The organism is Kitasatospora sp. NPDC004240 (genome assembly GCF_053603215.1).
This window is the reverse complement of record NZ_JBSGFD010000026.1, coordinates 1-18,773: the sequence shown is the minus strand read 5'-3', so window position 1 is coordinate 18,773 and position 18,773 is coordinate 1. Positions and strand designations below refer to the sequence as shown.

General features: G+C 76.7%; 3 protein-coding genes. 2 read left to right on the top strand and 1 reads right to left on the bottom strand.

Annotation, left to right across the window (positions count from 1 at the left end):
* Positions 1 to 313 precede the first annotated feature (313 nt).
* Positions 314 to 3,433 (bottom strand): AAA family ATPase, encoded by a 3,120-nt coding sequence (locus ACWEQL_RS09840; RefSeq protein WP_452149682.1) that lies wholly within the window; start codon positions 3,431 to 3,433, stop codon positions 314 to 316.
* 559 nt (positions 3,434 to 3,992) lie between these two features.
* Here ACWEQL_RS09840 and ACWEQL_RS09835 point away from each other — a divergent pair.
* A complete protein-coding gene (locus ACWEQL_RS09835; RefSeq protein ID WP_452149681.1) occupies positions 3,993 to 17,264 on the top strand; it encodes a MupA/Atu3671 family FMN-dependent luciferase-like monooxygenase in 13,272 nt (4,423 codons plus the stop codon).
* Positions 17,261 to 18,712: a condensation domain-containing protein gene (locus tag ACWEQL_RS09830; protein ID WP_452149680.1), complete on the top strand. Its 1,452-nt coding sequence runs from the start codon at positions 17,261 to 17,263 to the stop codon at positions 18,710 to 18,712. Before ACWEQL_RS09835 ends, ACWEQL_RS09830 begins: the two co-directional genes overlap by 4 nt.
* Positions 18,713 to 18,773 lie beyond the last annotated feature (61 nt).

Sequence of the window (18,773 nt, the reverse complement as noted above, 5' to 3'; positions counted from 1 at the left end):
TGGGCCGGGACGGTGGGTGAGCGGCATCGGCAGGCCTCCGGACCGGGGAAGAGGGGGAGCGCTGCGGGAGGGACGGCATGACCGTCGGACCCCGATGGTCCTCGCGTGCCGCGCGGCCGGTCATCGGTGCGGTGCCCGTATGTTCCGCCGCCCGGCCCGGCCGAAGCGGGCCGGGCGCCCCCATTGTTGCGTCCCGTGCGGCCGCCCCGGTGAGGAGGGGACCGGCCGCGCCGATGCCCGCCCGGAACGACCCCGAACGACCCCGAACGGCCTCGAACGGCCTCGAACGAGCCGGACGCCCCGGACTCGGGAACTAGGCCCCCTCGTACGACTCGAAGGGGGAGCCGGGGCCGCGCAGTTCGCCGGCGAGTTCGCAGAGCGCGGCGCGGTCGCGGCGGCCGGTCTTGCCGAGCAGGTTGGCGATGTGCTTCTCCACCGTTCTGGGGGAGATCGACAGCCGGCGGGCGATCTCCTGGTTGCCGGGGCGCTCCGGCAGCAGGACGAACACCTCGTACTCGCGCAGCGTCACGCCGTGCGCCCGCAGCCGGGCCGGGATCTGGTCCCGCCCGCCGCGGTGCTGGGCGACGCTGGCGCCGGCCCGGCGCAGCAGGGCGCGGCAGGCGCCGGCCACGGGCTGGATCCCGGCGGCGTGGAAGTACTCCTCGGCGGTGCGCAGCCAGGCCACCGGGTCGCCCCAGCCGTCGGCGAGCGCGGCCTCGGCGGCCAGCCGCAGGCCCAGGTGGTGGGCGAGCGGGAACAGCGCCGCCGTCTCCCGGGTGGCGGCGACCGTCCGGGCTGCCTCCTCGGCGCGGCCCTCGCGGCCCAGCAGGACGGCCTCGGCGAAGCGCAGGAACTGCCGGTTCCAGGCGAGCCCGGCGGCGGGGGAGGCGTGGACCTCCGCCAGTTCGGCCCGTCCGTAGGCGCCGGCCGTGACCTCCAGCAGCGGGTGCAGCCCGTACCGGCCGGCCAGGTAGAAGACGCTCGGGTGGCGCCGCTCCCAGGCGAGGCCGGCCGCCAGCTCGTCGCGGGCCCGGGCGCGGTCCTCGGCGAGCAGGGCGCCGACGCCGCGGCAGAGTCCGAGCTGCAGCGGCATCAGGAAGGAGTCCTCGCCGCCGGCCTGCCGGAACCGGGCCAGGCGTTCGGCGGTCTCCCGGCCGTTGCCCTGGTGGGCGGCCAGGGTGGCGGAGGCGAGCAGCAGGTAGCGGTGGGCGGCCAGGTTGCGCAGCCGGGCGGTGGCGTCCAGACACCGGTCGACGATGCCGCGCGCGGTCGCCCATTCGCCGCGCAGCACGGCGTTCATGGCGAGCAGCCCGTCCAGGGTCTGGGTGAGCACGATCGCGCCGAGCCCCTGGGCGGCCTCGCGGGCCTGCGCCAGCCGGGTGCCGTCGCCGGTGCGCATGAAGGCGTTGGCGCCCAGGCGCAGCAGCGCCTCGACCCGCCACACCGGCAGGGCGTGGGTCTCGGCGACGGCCAGCATCCGCTCCAGGCACTCGTCGGCGGCGTCGAAGCCGCGTTCGCGGGCCAGCAGGGCGAGCAACTGCCAGGCCTGGCAGGCGAGGACGGGCCGGCCGGCGCGTTCGGCGACCTCGGCGGCGTGCCGGGCGATCCGCTCGGTCTCGGCGAGGCCGGCACGTCCGCCGGAGCTCTGCCCGGGGAGCAGGTCGAGGTGGCCCTCGATGACGGCGAGCGCGGCGTCCTGCTCGGGTCGCGGGTCCGGTCCGAGCAGGGCGCGGGCGGCGGCGACCTGGCCGACCGCCTCGGTGGTGCGTTCGGCCATCACGGCGGCCCAGGCGAGCCTGGTGTGCAGGTCGATCCGGCGGTCGAGGCCGCCACCGGGTCCGTGGTCGGGTCCGCCACCGGGCCCGCGGTCGAGGCTGCCACCGGGCCCGTGGTCGGGTCCGCCGCCCGGCCCGCCCGGCCCGCCCGCGGGTCCGTGATCGGTGCCGGGGCCGGTGGCGCGGTCGCCTCCGTGGCAGGCCCCCCGATCGGCGCCGCGATCGGTGATCCGGGCGGGCGGGAGCGTACGGACCAGGTCGAAGGCCCGGTCGAGCTGCCCGGCCTCGGCCAGGGCGAGGATCAACTCCTCGCTGAACGGCCGGCGCTGGGTGTCGGTGGCGAGCTCGTGGGCCCGTTCCAGCAGGACCACCGCGGAGACCGCCGAACCCGCCTCGCGCAGCTGCCGGCCGGCCTCCGCGAGGTGCCCGGCGGCGCCCGCCCGGTCGCCCCCGGCGAGCAGCAGCCCGGCGACCAACTGGCGGCGTTCCTCGCCGAGTTCGGGATCGGAGCTCTCGATGGCGAGGGCCGCCCGGCGGGCCACCGCGGCGCGCTCGGCGGGCGCCAGGGCGGCGGTCAGGGCGTCGGCGGTGAGCGCGTGCCGGAAGGCGTAGCGGTCGGGGGCGGCGCCGTCCGGCGCGATCACATTGGCCTCGAAGGCGGACCGCAGGTGGCTGAACAGCGCCCGGTCCTCGTGGCCGGTGATCAGCTGGACGGTGGCGACCGAGAACCGGCTGCCCAGGGTGGCGGCGACCAGCAGCAGTTCGCGCACCTGCGGGTCGAGCCGCTCCAGCCGCCGGGCCCAGCCGCGCACGATGGTGCTGGGCACGCTGTCGCCCAGCCGGCCGGTCACCACCCAGCCGTGGTCCTTGCGGCACAGCGCGCCCGATTCGAGCATGTCGGCGAGGAGCTCCTCGACCAGGTACGGGCTGCCGTCGCCGCGCTCCGCCAGCCGTTCCAGCACCTCGGCGGGCACCTCGGCCGGGTCGGACTCCAGGCAGGCGGCGGCCAGCGCGCGGACCTCGGCGGCCGGCAGCGGCCGCAGTTCGGCCACCGCGGCGGTGCGGCGCAGCTCGGCGGCGCGGACCAGGTCGAGCGCGGCCCCGGCCTCCGGCCGCAGCGTGCCGACCAGCAGCACCGGCAGGTCGGCCAGGTTGTCGACGAGGTACTCCAGCACCGCCACGGTCTCCGCGTCGGTGTCGTGCAGGTCCTCCAGCAGCAGCAGGCAGCCGTGCTCCCGGCCCAGGACGGCGAGCAGCCGCAGCAGCGCCTCGGCGAGCTCGACCACCGAGTCGGGGTAGCCGGGCGGCTGCCCGGCGGTGCCCCGCCATTCCGGCACCAGGCGCGCCAGCGCGGGCCGGTACGGGTCGAGTTCGGGATCGGCGGGCGGGCCGGCGGCCCGGAACCGGGAGGACAATGCCTCGATCAGCGGCCGCAGCGGGGTCACCGTCCCGGTCGAACTGCCCCGGCCGCGCAGCACCGGCAGCCCGGATCCGTACGCCTGGTAGGCGCAGTCGCCGGCCAGGCGGGACTTGCCGATGCCCGCCTCGCCGACCAGGAAGACCGCGCCGCCCGACCGCTGCCGGGCGGCGCCCAGCGCGCCGCCGAGCAGGGCGAGCTCGGCCGCGCGGCCGACGGTGATCGGTGACGTGGTCCGCATGGCCGCAGGCTACTTGACGGTTCTTCCGATCTGTAGAGTGTCGATTCGGCCACTGCCCGGACACGTGGTGGTCACGCTTCCGCCATAACCGGTGGGGCCGGGTCCCGTGGGCCCGGCCACGGCCCGGGTGCGGGCGGCCCGGGCCCCTTTCCGCGGGCGGACCGGATCCGGCCACGCCGGCCGTCCGGAGTGATCGAAAATGGAGCCGTAGGGTTCGAGGACGAGCCCAGGGCGTGTCTTGTGGATCTTGTCGGATAGGCCGCGGCGTTGGGGTGCGTGCATCGCAAGGCGGAGGAGGGAGCCACTGCGGAGCATTGGCGACCGACGACAACGCGGCGAGGTGCGTGCCCCGGCGTCGCGGACCCGGCAGTGATCCGCAAGACACGCCCTGGCCCTTCCACCGCCCGACTTCGCGGACCCGCCCCCGGCGGCCCACCGCCGCTCCGCCCTGCCCGCGACCGCACCGCCCCCGTCCCGGCCCCGCCCCCGGGCGGCACCCACCGCTCCGCCGTGCCAGCAGTACCCCTCCCGCTCACGAAGCCTAGGAAAGGTACGACCCATGAGCACCACCGGCCCCGACCGCCCCCGCCCCGAAGCGCTGGAGGGCAGGTTGCTGCTCCACCCGGACCTGGCCGACTGCGCCGTGGTCCCGGCCGAGGACGGCGGACCGACCGTCCACCTGGTGCCCGCCGGGGAGGGCGGGACGGCGGGCCTGCTGCGCCGGGTCGCCGCGCAGTTGCTGGAGGTCGCCCCCGGTGCCGAGGTGCGGCTGGTCGACGGCATCCCGCGGACGGCCGACGGCCTGCCGGACGCGACCGCGCTGGCCGCCGCCCGCGACGTCCGGGACCACCCCCGGCCCGCCCGCGCGCACCTGAGCCGGTTCACCGCGGACTGGCGGCCGTTCGGGGTGGAGCGGAGCGCCGCCGCGCCCGCCGGCGAGGCCGTACCGGCACCCGCCCCGGAGGGCGAACCCGCCGTCGCCGCCGGACCGCCGCTGCGCCCGCTGCCCGACGCGCCCGCCGACCTGCCGGACGCCCTGCTGCGCGCCGCCGAGCGCCACCCCGACCGCGGCCTGCACCTGGTCCGTCCCGACGGCGGCGCCACCACCCTGCGCTACCCGGAGCTGCTGGACCGCGCGCTGCGGGTGCTCACCACCCTCACCGAGGCCGGTCTGCGCCCGGGCGACCGCGCGATCCTCCAGGTGCCGGACATGGAGCAGTACTTCCCGGCGCTGTGGGCCTGTCTGCTGGGCGGGATCCTGCCGGTGACGGTGGCCCGGCCCCCGGACTACGACCACCCCGGCCCGGTGCTGGAGAAGCTGGTCAACGCCTGGGAGACGCTGGAGCACCCGCCGGTGCTGGCCGCCGGCCCGGCCGTCCCCGGACTGGCCGGCATCGGCGCGCTGCACCCGGCCGCCGCCGGCCTGCGGGTGATCCCGGTCGACCGCGGCGCCGGCGCCGCGCCCGCCGTCCCGCACGGGCGGAGCGGGGAGGTCGCGATCCTCCAGCTCTCCTCGGGCTCCACCGGCCGGTCCAAGGCGATCCGGATCACCCACCACGGCATCCTGGAGTACGTCGCGGGTGCCTGCCAGGAGGGCTTCGCACCCGGCGACGCCACCGTCAACTGGCTGCCGCTGGACCATGTGGCGGGCCTGCTGATGTTCCACCTGCGGGACGTGGTGATGGCCTCCGACCAGACCCACATCCCCACCGAACTCGTCCTCGCCGAACCGCTGCTGTGGCTGGACACGCTGGAGCGCCGGGGCGCCGCGCACTCCTGGTCGCCCAACTTCGGCTACCGGCTGGTCGCCGAGGCGTTGCGGGCGGTCCCGGAGCGCCGCTGGGACCTCTCCGCGGTCAAGTCGCTGATCAACGCGGGCGAGCAGTGCACCGAGTCGGTGGCCGACGAGTTCCTGGCCCGCCTGGCGCCGTCCGGCCTGCGTCCCGAGCACCTGCTGCTGGGCTGGGGCATGGCCGAGACCTGCACGGTCATCACGTACAAGCGGTACGGCGAGCCGGGCGCCGTGCAGCCGCTGGCCACCGACTCGCTGACCGGCGCGCTGCGGCCGGTGGGCGAGGACGAGGACGGGCCGGTCACGCGCTTTCTCAGCATGGGACGGCCGGCGGCGGGCGCGCGGATGCGGGTGGCGGACGAGCGTGGCGGGGTGCTGCCGGAGCTGCGGATCGGACGGTTGCAGGTCTCCTCGGCGAGGGTGACGCCCGGGTACCTCAACAACGAGCGGGCGAACCGGGAGGCGGCCACCGCCGACGGCTGGTTCGACACCGGTGATCTCGCCTACGTCCGGGACGGGGAGGTGATCCTGACCGGCCGCCGCAAGGAGATCATCATCATCAACGGCGTCCACCACTTCTGCCACGACCTGGAGGACGTGGTCTCCGCGGTGGACGGCGTGCTCTCGGGCCACGTCGCCGCCTGCGGCGTGCCGGACGAGCGCAGCGGCAGCGAGCAGCTGGCCGTGTTCTTCGTGCTCGCGCCGGGGGCCGGCGAGGGCCACCGGGTGGCGGCCGCCGTCCGGGCCGAACTGGCCGGGCGCTTCGGGCTGTCGGCCGCCGTGGCGCTGCCGGTGCCGGCCGCGGACTTCCCCCGGACCACCAGCGGCAAGATCCAGCGCACCGCGATCCGGGGGCGGCTGCTGGCCGGGGACTTCGACGGGCTGCTCACCGCACTGGACCTCGCCGAGGGCAACGCCCGGACGGTACCGGACGTGGTCCGGCGGCTGGTCTGGGAGCCGCGCCCGGTGCCGGAGCCGGCCCCCGTACCGGCGGAGACGATCCTGCTCGTTGGCCCCACCGGCCCCGGCACGCTCTCCGACGCGCTGGCCGCGGTGCTGCCCGACGCCGTCCAGGCCCGGGGGGACGGCGCGGACCCGGCCCGGCCCGAGGACTGGACCGCGCTGCTGGCCGCACTGGACTCGGACGGCCGCCGCCCCGCCCGGGTGCTGCACCTGTGGGCGACCGCGCCTGAACCCGACCCCGGGCGGTGCGGCGAGTCCCTGCTCGCCCTGGTCCGCGCGCTCGCCGCCCGGTACGGCACCGGGGAGGCCTCGGGCATCGCGCTGACCACCGTCAGCGCCGGCCTGCACGCCCTCGCCGATGGCGAACTGCCCCACCCGCCCGCCGCGTTGACCGCCGCCCTGAGCGCCGCCGTCCGGGCCGAGCGGCTGCTCGCCGACGCCCGCCACCTGGACCTGCCCGCCGGGACGGAGCCGGATCCGCGGGCGGTGCTCGCCTTCCTCGCCGACCCGCGCCGCGAGCCGGAGGCCGCCTGGCGCGGCGGCCGCCCGTACGTGCCCCGGCTCGGCCCGGTGACCCCGGAGGCCCCGGTGACCCCGGCGGACGCCGCGGCCCCGGAGGAGCCCGCCGCCGAGGGCGCGACGGGCTCCCGGCTGCTCACCCCCGGCGCCCGCTTCCTGGTGACCGGCGGCCTCGGCGGGATCGCTGGCGAACTGCTGCCGGAACTGCTGCGCCGACACGGCAGCCGGCTGCTGCTGGTCGGGCGCACCGACCCGTACGCGGACACCCCGGCGGCCGGGCGCCGTCGGGCCGCGCTGGAACGGCTCGCCCGGGCGGGCGGCCAGGTGGCCTACCGGCAGGTCGAACTGACCGACCGCCGGGCGCTGGAGGCCGCCGTGGCCGAGGCCGAACAGGCCTGGGGCGGCCCGCTGGACGGCGTGCTGCACCTGGCCGGCGACTACCGGATCGGCCTGCTGGAAGGCCTGGACCCGGCCCGCTGGCGGGCGGCGCTGCACGCCAAGACCGAGGGCACCGAGGCGCTCGCGGAGCTGGTCCGGGCCCGGCCGGGCACCGAGTTCATCGCCTACTCCTCGCTCATCGGCCTCCAGGAGGTGGTCGGCTCGGCCGGGTACGCCGCGGCCAACCGCTACCTGGAGACCGCGGTGGAACGGCTGCGGCGCGAGCACGGCGTGCGGGCCTGGACGGTGTCCTGGGGCCTGTGGAGCGGCGTCGGGATGAACCGCGAGGAGTCCCACGACCGGGCGGCCGCCGAGCGCGGCATCGCGGTGCTCGAACCGGCCGAGGGCCGACGGCTGGCCACCGCGCTGCTGGCCGGCCCGCCCGGGCACCGGTACGCCGGGCCCGACACCGGCCGTCCGGCCGCCCGGCGCCGACTGCTGGCCGACGTCCCGCGGCTGGTGTCCGGGGAGCCGGAGCCCGCCACCGCCGGGCCCGTACGGCAGCAGGCGGCTCCGGCCGCGGCCCCGATCGCGCCGCTGGAGCTGCGGCGCAGCGTGCTGGAGACCTTCGAGCAGGTGCTCGGCGAGTCGGTCGACCCCGGCCGGGCGTTCCACGAACTCGGCCTCGGCTCGGTGCAGTTGATGCGGGTGCACGCGGCGCTGACGGCCGGGCCGGCGCCCGGCCTCCCGCAGACCGCGCTGTTCCGCCACCCCACCGTGGACGCGCTCGCCGCGCACCTGGCCGGCGGGTCCGGCGAGGCGGCACGGCCCGCCGGCGCGACGGGTACGGCGGCGGAGCGCGAGGTGCCCGCCGACCGCCGGGTGGCGGTGGTGGGCCTGGCCCTGCGTTTCCCCGGCGCCGACACCCCCGAGCAGTACTGGCGCAACATCGTGGACGGCGTGGTCAGCACCACCCGCTACACCCCCGAGCAGCTGGCGGCCGCCGGCATCCGCCCCTCCGAGTACCGGCACCCGGACTTCGTGCCGGTCACCGCACCGATCGAGGACATCGGCCACTTCGACGCGGAGGCCTTCGGGATCAGCGCCGCCGAGGCCGCGCTGATGGACCCGCAGCAGCGGCTGCTGCTGGAGACCTGCGCCCGCGCCCTGGACGACGGCGGCTACGGCGACAGCGACCCGGACACCCGGATCGGGGTGTTCGCCGGCACCGGGATGACGCTGTACTCGCTGCGCACCTACCTCCAGCACGCGGTGGGCACCGCCGCCGACCCGGAGCGCCCGGTGGAGGCGTTGCAGGTCGCCATCGGCAACCAGGCCGACTTCGCGGCCACCCGGGTCGCGTACCGGCTCGGCCTGACCGGCCCGGCGGTCGGCGTGCAGACCGCCTGCTCGACCTCGCTGGTCGCGGTGCACCTCGCGGTGCAGTCGCTGCTCACCGGGGACAGCGACCTGGCGCTGGCCGGCGCCGCGGCGCTGCACATCCCGCAGGCCGCGGGCTACCGCTACCAGGAGGGCTCGATCCTGGCACCGGACGGCGTCTGCCGGGCCTTCGACGAGCGGGCCGGCGGCACGGTCGGCGGCAACGGCGTCGCCGCGGTGCTGCTCAAGCGCCTGGACCGGGCGCTCGCCGACGGCGACACCGTGCACGCGGTGATCCTGGGCTCGGCCGTCAACAACGACGGTGCGGGAAAGGTCGGTTACACGGCGCCGAGCGTGGACGGCCAGGCCGCGGTGATCGGCCGGGCGCTGGACGTGGCCGGGGTGCCCGCCGACAGCATCGGCTACGTCGAGGCGCACGGCACCGGCACCGCCCTCGGCGACCCGATCGAGGTGCAGGCGCTGACCCGCGCCTTCCGCTCCCGCACCGACGCCACGGAGTTCTGCGCGCTCGGCTCGGTCAAGCCCAACATCGGGCACCTGGACACCTGCGCGGGCCTCGCCGGGCTGATCAAGGCGGTGCTGGCGCTGCGGCACGGCACCATCCCGCCGCTGGCCAACCTCACCCGGCCCAACCCCGCGCTGGGCCTGCCCGGAAGCCCGTTCACGCTGCCCGACGGCGCGGCCGACTGGCCGCAGGGCCCGGCGCCGCGCCGGGCCGGGGTCAGCGCGCTGGGCGTGGGCGGCACCAACGCCCATGTGGTGCTGGAGGAACCGCCCACCGCGGCGCCCGCCACGCCGCCGGCCGAGGGCGCGCCGGCGCCGGTGGCCCTGCCGCTGTCGGCGCGCGACCCGAAGGCGCTGGCCGAACTGGCCGGCCTGATGGCCGAGCGGCTGCGCGGCGGACCGGCCGTCCGCCCCGCCGATCTGCAGCTCACCCTGGGCGCCGGCCGCCGTCCGCTGCGCCACCGGCTGGCCGCGGTCGGCGACGGCCCGGCGGAACTCGCCGACGCGCTGGCCGCGTTCGCCGCCGGACGGCCGTCCGGCCCGGGCCACGTCTCGGCCGACGCCGGGCGCAGCGCTCGGGCGCCGGTCTGGCTGTTCACCGGGCAGGGCGCGCAGTACCGCGGCATGGCGGCCGGGCTGTACGAGGCGTACCCGGTGTTCCGGGAGGTGCTGGACACCTGCGAGCGGCTGCACCGGGAGGCCTGGGGCGAGGCCCTGCTGCCGCTGCTGCTGGAGCCGGACCCGGACTTCGTCTGGGGCACCGAGGCCGTGCAGCCGGCGCTGTTCGCGGTGCAGGCCGCGTACACGGCGCTGTGGGAGTCGTTCGGGCTGCGGCCGGCCGCGGTGGCCGGGCACAGCGCGGGCGAGTACGCGGCCGCGTACGCCGCGGGGGCCTTCGACCTGGCCGACGGGCTGTTCCTGGCGGGGGTGCGCGGGCGGCTGATGCGGCACACGACCGAGCCGGGGGCGATGACGGCCGCGGCGGTGTCCGTCGAACGGCTGGCGGGCCTGGCACAGTGGCTGCCCGGGGTGGACCTCGCGGTGGTCAACGGCGCCGGGCAGTGCGTGCTGGCCGGACGGACCGGCGACGTGGTCGCGGCGGAGGCGGTGCTGGCGCTGGAGGGCGTCGGCACCGAACGGCTGGCCGCCGACCGGGCGTTCCACTCCCGGCTGATGGACCCGATGCTGGACGCCTTCCGCGGCCGGCTCGCCCAGATCGCCTTCCGCCCGCTGCGGGTGCCGCTGGTGACCAACCTCGGCGGCGCGGTGCTGGCGCCCGGCACGGTGCCGGACGCCGAGCACTTCGTGCGCCAGACCCGGGAGACCGCGCGCTTCGACCTGGTGCTGGCGGAGCTGGACCGGCTGGGTCACCGGGTGTTCCTGGAGGTCGGCCCGCACCACACGCTCAGCGGGCTCGGCCGGCGGGAGCTGGCCGGGGCGGTGTTCGTGCCCAGCGGCCGGCGCGGACGCGACCCGGAGCGGCAGCTGCTGAGCGCGCTCGGCTCGCTCTGGACGCACGGCGTGCCGGTGGACTGGGCCGCGAGCGCCGCCGCCCGGACCCGGCCGGACGGGCCGGCCCGGCGGATCCCGCTGCCGGGGCGGCCGCTGCGGCGGACCCACCACTGGTTCGGCGCGACCGGAGGCGCGCCGCTCGCGGTGGCCGCGCCGCCCGTGCCGCCCGCGCCCCACGCCGAGCCCGTACCCGCATCCGTGCCACCTGCCGTACCCGTACCGCCCGCCGTACCCGATCGCAGTGACCTGGAGGAGCACGTCATGACCGACACACCCGCGCCGACCGCCCCGGCACCGGCGGAGCAGGCGGCCGCGCTGATCCTGCGCCGGGTCGTCGAGCAGACGGCCCGCCAGCTCGGCGTGGGCGAGGAGGCGGTGGGGGCGGAGGACCCGTTCTTCGACCTCGGCGCCGACTCGCTCTCGATGATCAACATGATCCGTGACCTGGAGCGGGCCTTCCAGGTGCGGGTGTCCATGCGCGAACTGTTCGAGGACGCCGACACCCCGGCCCGGCTGGCCGGGCTGATCGCGGGACGGATGGGACCGGAGGCGCTGGCCGCCCTGGCGCCGGCGCCCGCCCCGGTCGCCGCTGCCGCTGCCGCTGCCGCCACTGCCGCCACTGCCGTCGCCGTCGTCGAGCCCGTTGTGGCGCCTGTGGTGGAGCCCGCCGCCGCCCCGGTCGCGGTCGCCGCCGCCCCGGTCGAAGCCGTCCCGCCGCCGTTGCCCGTGCCGAATGCCCCGGCGCCGTCCGCACCCGCCGCCGCGGTCGTACCCGCGCCCGCGGCCTCCGGTGAGGCCGGGGCGGTGATCGACCGCCAGCTCACGCTGCTCGGCCAGTTCTCCGAGCTGATGGCCAACCAGCTCACCCTGCTCTCCGGCGGCACGCCCGCCGCACCCGCCGTCCCGGCCCAGGCCCCGGCCGCCGTCCCCGTGGCGCAGCCCGCCGCCGAGGCCCGGCCGGTCGCCCCGCAAGCCGCCGTACCGCCCACCGCCGTACCGCAGCAGCAGCCCGCGGCCCCGCAGGTGCACGGCCCCCGGGTGACCGTCGCGCGGGACTCCGGGATGGCCGCCGGCGGGCTGAGCGAGGAGCAGCGCCGGCACCTGGACGACCTGGTCGGCCGGTTCACCGCGCGGACGGCCGCGTCCAAGGCGCTCACCCAGCGCCACCGCCGGGTGCTCGCGGACAGTCGGGCCGTGGTGGGCTTCCGCTCGGCGACCAAGGAGATGCTGTACCCGCTGGCGGCCCGCCGGGCGCACGGCTCCCGGATGGAGGACGTCGACGGCAACGAGTACGTCGACATCACCATGGGCTTCGGGGTGCTGCTGTTCGGGCACGAGCCGGAGTTCGTCCGGGAGGCGGTGCACGAGCACCTCTCCGGCGGCCTGCGGCTGGGCCCGCGCGGCGCGGAGACCGGTGAGGCGGCCGAGCTGCTGGCGGAGCTGACCGGGACGGAGCGGGTGGCCTTCGCCAACTCCGGTACGGAGGCGAACGCCGGCGCGATCCGGCTGGCCCGGGCGTACACCGGGCGGGACAAGATCGTGATGTTCGAGGGTTCGTACCACGGGCACTTCGACCACACCCTGGGCCGCTCGGTGGGCCGCGGCGCGGACCGCGAGACCGTGCCGGTGTCGACCGGTGTCCCGGGCAGCGCCGTCTCCGACCTGATCGTGCTGAAGTACGGCGACCCGGAGAGCCTGCGGGTGATCGAGGAGCTGGGCGACCGGATCGCCGCCGTACTGGTCGAGCCGGTGCAGAGCCGCCACCCGGCCCGACAGCCGGCCGAGTTCGTGCGCGGGCTGCGGGAGCTGACCGCCCGCCGGGGCATCGTGCTGGTCTTCGACGAGATGCTGACCGGCTTCCGCCCGCACCTGCGCGGCGCGCGCGGCTTCTGGGGCGTGGAGCCGGACCTCTCGACGTACGGCAAGGTGCTGGGCGGCGGGTTCCCGATCGGGGCGATCGCCGGGCGCGCGGCGGTGATGGACGGCATCGACGGCGGCTTCTGGCAGTACGGGGACGCCAGTTACCCGCCGAACGACACCACCTTCTTCGGCGGCACGTACATCCAGCACCCGCTGTCGATGGTGGCCTGCCGGGCGGTGCTGCGGCACTTCAAGGAGCAGGGCCCGGGCCTTCAGGAGCGGCTGAACGCCCGCACCGACGAGCTCGCCACCACGCTCAACCGCTTCTTCGCCGAGGAGGAGTTCCCGCTCTCGCTGGCGCACTTCGGCTCGCTGTTCCGCTTCGAGCCGCGCGCCGACATGGAGCTGCTGTTCCCGCACCTGCTGACCCGGGGCGTCTACATCTGGGAGTGGCGCAACTTCTTCCTCTCCACCGCGCACTCGGACGGTGACGTGGAGTTCGTGATCGACGCCGTCCGCGAGTCGCTGCGGGACATGCGGCGCGGCGGTTTCTTCCCCACCGCCCGGCCCGTCCCGGTGCCCGCACCGCGACGTGAACTCCCCACCGCCGCCGCGGAGTCGGCGCCCGCCGTGAAGTCGGCACCCGCTGTGGCACGGCCGGCGGCCCCGGCGCCCGCCCCGGCCGGCGACCCGGACCGCCCGGTCGACTTCAGCCTCTACTTCTTCGGCGACTACCCGCTCGACACCGCGCCCGAGGACCGCTACCGGATCGTGCTGGAGAGCGCCCGGTTCGCCGACCGGAACGGCTTCCACTCGGTCTGGCTTCCCGAGCGGCACTTCCACTCCTTCGGCGGGATCTTCCCCAACCCCTCCGTGCTGGCCGCCGCGCTCGCCCGGGAGACCGAGCGGATCCGGCTGAACGCGGGCTGCGCCGTGCTGCCGCTGCACCACCCGGTGCGGGTGGCCGAGGAGTGGTCGGTGGTGGACAACCTGTCCGGCGGGCGGGTCGGCCTCGGCTGCGCCAGTGGCTGGCACCCCAACGACTTCCTGTTCTTCCCCGACCGCTACGGCACCCACAAGCAGCTGATGCACCGTCAGATCGACACCGTGCGGGCCCTGTGGCGCGGTGAGCCCTACCGCGGCCGCGCCGGCAACGGCGAGGAGATCGAGGTGCACCTGCACCCGAAGCCGCTGCAGGACATGCCGCCGATGTTCACCGCGATCGTCGGCAACCCGGACAGCTTCCGCGAGGCCGCCCGGCACGACCTCGGGGTGATCACCAACCTGATGACCCAGAGCGTCGAGGAGCTCGCCGCCAACGTCGCCCTCTACCGGCGGACCCGGGCCGAGCACGGCCTCGACCCCGAGGCCGGCCGGGTGGTGGTGCTGGTGCACACCTACCTGGGCGCCGACCTCGCCACCGCCCGCGAGCAGGCCTACCGGCCGTTCTGCGGCTACCTCCGCTCCTCGCTCTCGCTCTTCGGCCAGGTCGCCAACAGCCTCGGCCTGACCCTGGACTACGAGAACACCCCCGAGGACGACCTGGAGTTCGTCCTGGAGCGCGCCTACGAGCGCTACTGCGCCTCCCGCGCGCTGATCGGCACCCCGGAGAGCGTCGGCGGCGTCCTGGACTCGCTGCGCGCGGCCGGCGCCGACGAGATCGCCGCCTTCGTCGACTTCGGCCTCTCCCCCGAGCTGGTCGCCGGCGGCCTGCCGCACCTGGACGCGCTGCGCCGCGCCACCGCCGAGCCCCGCGAGCGGCGCGCCCCGCTGTCGTACGCGCAGCAGCGGATGTGGTTCCTGCACCGGATGCTGCCCGACAGCTCCCGCTACAACGAGGTCAAGGCGATCGCCCTGGACGGGCCGGTCGACCGGACGGCGCTGGCCGCGGCCGTCCGCGCCCTGACCGAGCGGCACGCCGCGCTGCGCACGGTCTTCCGCGAGGAGGGCGGCGAGCCGTACCAGGTGGTGCTGCCGGTCGCGGACACCCCGCTGGAGGTGTCGGACGCCCCGGCCGGGCAGAACGCCGAGGAGGCCGTCCGGGCGCTGGTCGCCGAGGAGGGCGCGCACCTCTTCGACCTCGCCGAGGGGCCGCTGCTACGGACCCGGCTGCTGCGGCTCGCCGAGGACCGCCACGTACTGGTGCTCTCCATGCACCACATCGTGATCGACACCCTCTCCGCCGTGGTCATCACCCGCGAGCTCGGCGAGCTGTACCGCGCCGCGCTCGCCGGCCGGCCCGCCGAGCTGCCGGAACTCGCGACCAGCTACGCCGAGTTCGCCGTCCGCGAGCGGGCCCGGGTGGCCGAGGGCGCGCACGCGCAGAGCCTGGCGCACTGGCGCGAGGTACTCGGCGGCGAACTGCCGGTGCTCGCCCTGCCCACCGACCGCCCGCGGCCCCCGCTGCCGGACGGCCGGGGACGCGCCTACGTCCGCCTGCTGCCCGCCGAACTCTCGGCCGGCGTACGGGAACTGGCACGCTCCCGGCGCTCCACCCTGTTCATGGTGCTGCTCACCGCCTTCGCCGGGGTGCTGCACCGCTTCAGCGGTCAGGACGAGATCCTGCTGGGCACCCCGGTCGCCAACCGCGACGAGGGCACCGAGGACCTGGTCGGCTTCTTCGTCAACACCCTGGCGCTGCGCCTGGACCTCTCCGGCGAGCCCGAGTTCGAGAAGCTGCTCGCCCGGGTCCGGGCCACCGCGCTGGACGCCTACGAGCACCAGCAACTGCCCTTCGAGGTGCTGGTGCAGGAGCTCAACCCGGAGCGGGACACCAGCCGCAACCCGCTGTTCCAGGTGATGGTGGAGTTCGAGAACCACGCGCTCTTCGAACTCGACCTGCCCGGGGTCACCGCCCGTCCGCTGGACGACGTCGTCGACAAGGCCGGCTTCGACCTCACGCTGTTCCTGACCAACCTGCCCGAGGGCATCCGCTGCCACGTCGAGTACGCCACCGCGCTGTTCGACCGGGAGAGCGTGGACCGGCTGCTGGCCGCGTTCGAGCAGGTGCTCGCCGCCGCCGTCGCCGACCCGGGCCGCCCGCTGGCCGAACTGCTGCCCGGCGGCGGGGAGGTGACGGCTCCCGTGCCCGCCGCCACCGTGTCCGGCGCCACCGCGCCCACCTCGTCCGTCCTCGCCGCGTCCGTCCCGCTCGCCGAGCGGCCGGCCCGTACGGCGGCGGCCCATCCGGAGCGCACCGCCGTCCTCACCCCCGACGGCACCCTCGTCACCTACCGCCGACTCACCGACCGCGCCGAGGAACTGGCCGCCCGGCTGGCCGCCGCCGGAGTGGGCGCGCGGACCCCCGTCGCCACCCTGCTGCCCCGCTCCGCCGACCAGGTCGCCGCCCTGCTCGCCGTGCTGCGCCTCGGCGCGGTGCACGTACCGATCGACCCGGTCAACGGCCCCGAGCGGTGCCGGCTGATCGCCCGGGACAGCGGCGCGCCCGTCCTGCTCACCTCCGCCGGCGCCGACCGGCTCGGCATCACCCTGCCGGCCGTCCTGGTCGAGGACGACAGCCCGGTGCCGCCGGCCCCGCCCGCCGTCGACCCGGACCCCGAGTCGCCCGCCTACTGCCTCTACACCTCGGGCACCACCGGCCGGCCCAAGGGCGTCCTGATGCCCTACCGGGGCCTGGCCGCGCTGATCGACTGGAACACCGCCGACCACGGCCCGCTGCGCACCCTGCAGTACGCCTCCTGCGGGTTCGACGTCTCCGTCCAGGAGGTGCTGACCACCCTGTCCGGCGGCGGCACCCTGATCCTGCTGGACGAGGAGACCCGCTACGACGCCAAGGCCCTCGCCGCACACCTCCGGGCCACCCGCACCGAGCGGATCCACCTGCCGCACACCACCCTCACCGGCCTGCTGGACGCCCTCGCCGAGGACCCCGTGCCCGACCTGCGCGAGATCGTCTCCGGTGGCGAGCAGCTGCTGCTCACCCCCGCCCTGCGGGACTTCCTGCGCCGCCACCCGGACTGCCGGCTGTTCAACCACTACGGCCCCACCGAGACCCACGCCGTCACCACGGCCGAGCTCACCGCCGACGGCCCCGACCACGCGCCGATCGGCCGGCCGGTGCCCGGCAGCCGCATCCGGCTGCTCGACCGCGCCGGCCGGCCGGTGCCGGACGGCGCCGTCGGCGAGATCCACGTGCTCGGTGAGCAGGTCGGTCTCGGCTACCTCGGCCGCCCCGAGGAGACCGCGGCCAAGTTCCTCGCCACCCCGGACGGGCTGAGCTACCGCACCGGGGACCTCGGCCGGCTGCGGCCCGACGGCAGCCTCGACTACCTCGGCCGGATCGACGAGCAGGTCAAGATCCGCGGCTACCGGATCGAACCGGGCGAGGTGGAGAACGTGCTGTGCGCCCTCCCCGGCGTCCGCACCGCCGCCGTCACCCCGCAGCACGGCCCGCGGGGCACCGCGCTCGCCGCGTACGTCGTCCTGGAGCCGGGCACGGTGCCCGGCGAGGTCCGGGACGCGCTCGCCGACCGGCTGCCCGAGCACATGGTGCCCCGGCTCTGGGCGGCCGTGGACACCGTCCCGCTGACCCGCAACGGCAAGCTGGACCGCGACGCCCTGCCGCCCGCCGCCCCGATCGGCGAGGAGCGGGCCGTCGCCCCGGCCACCGACCTGGAGCGGCGGCTCCAGCAGCTGTGGGCGGAGGAACTCGCGGTGCCCGCCCCGGGGGTGGAGACCTCCTTCTTCGACCTCGGCGGGCACTCACTGGCGGCCACCCGCCTGCTCAACCGGGTCCGCGAGGAGGCCGGTCTGGAGATCGGCGTACTCGACTTCTTCCGCCGCCCGACCGTCCGCGGCATGGCCGACCGGGCCCGCACCGCGGACCACACGGCGGCCACCCCGGCCGGCGGCATCGGCGGCTACGAGGCGGGTGAACTGTGAGCGGCGACCTCACGAAGCTGGCCGCGCTGCTCGACGAGCGGGAGGTCGTGCTCAGCACCGAGGGCGGACGGCTGCGCTACCTGGCGCCGCCCGGGGCGATGGACGCCGAACTGACCGCCCTGGTCAAGGACTCGCGGGACGAGCTGCTCGCGACGCTGACCGGGGACGGCGCCACGGAGGCCGCCGGGCCGGCCGGGATCGCCCAGGCCCGGATGTTCCGCGGCCACGCGCGGGCCGCCGACCCGAGCCTGTGGAACATCACCCTGCGGATCACCCTGCGCGGCCGGCTCGACCCGGACCGGCCGGCCGCCGCGCTCACCGCCCTGGTGGCCCGCCACCGCAGTCTGCGCACCCGCTTCACGGACGGCGCGCTGGGCCTGCTGCAACAGGTCCGGCCCGCCGGGCCGCTCGCCCTGCCGCTCACCGACCTGACCGGCCTCCCCGCCGCCGAGCGGGAGGAGGCCGTCGCCGGGGCCACCCGGACCGAGGCCGGCACGCCGTTCGACCTCGCCGAACCGCCGCTGCTGCGGGCCCGGTTGCTGCGGCTGGCCGCCGACCACCACGTCCTGCTGCTGACGATCCATCACATCGCCCTGGACGGCTGGTCGCTGGCCACCCTGCTGGCGGACTTCGGCACGCTCTACCGCGACCCGGCGGCGGCGCTGCCGGACCCCGGCTCGATGCTCCAACACGCCTGCTGGGAACGGACGGTGGTGACCCGGGAGGCCGTCCGCCGGGCCACCGACCGGTACGCCGAGCGGCTGGCCGGACTGCCCCTCACGGTGCCGATGCCGACCGACCGGCCGCGCCCCGAACGGCGGTCCGGCCACGGCGGCATCCTGCGGTTCCGGGTGGACGCCGCCGCCACCGAGGCGCTCAACCGCTGCGCCGCCCGGCGCTCCACCACCCCGGCGGCGGTGCTGCTGGCCGCGCTCGGCGACCTCCTCGGCGAGGTCACCGGGGCGGCGGAGACCCTGGTCATGCTCTCCACGGCCAACCGCCGCCGCCGGGAGCACGAGCGCGTGGTCGGGCTGCTCACCACCAACCTCCCGGTCCGGCTGCCCAGCCGCTCCCCGGACGGCTTCGCGGGCCTGATCGACCTGGCCGGCCGGGCCCTGGCCACCACCCTGGACGACGCGGAGGTCCCGTTCGGCCTGGTCACCGAGCCGCTGCGGGAGCGGGGGCTGGCATTGCCGCCGTCCTTCCCGCAGGTGCTGCTGGCCGTGCAGACCACCCCGTCCCCGGTCCTGGAGCTCCCGGGCCTGGACGTCCTGGTCGAGGACATCCCCGGCACCGCGGCCCGCGCCGACCTGCTGCTGATGTTCACCCCCGCCGACGGCGGCCTCGACGGCCTGGCCGAGTACGACGCCGACCTCTTCGACGAGGCCACCGTCCGGAGCTGGCTCACCGGCCTGACCCGGCGGCTCACCGGGCCGCTGCCGGGGTGAGACGGCGCTGCCGGCCCGGCGCACCCGGGTGCGCCGGGGCCGGGGCCGCCGATGCGAAGAA

Bases quoted from the DNA above. Each gene is read 5' to 3' on its own strand.
- ACWEQL_RS09840 (WP_452149682.1), bottom strand. From the start codon at position 3,433: ATGCGGACCACGTCACCGATCACCGTCGGCCGCGCGGCCGAGCTCGCC.
- ACWEQL_RS09835 (WP_452149681.1), top strand. From the start codon at position 3,993: ATGAGCACCACCGGCCCCGACCGCCCCCGCCCCGAAGCGCTGGAGGGC.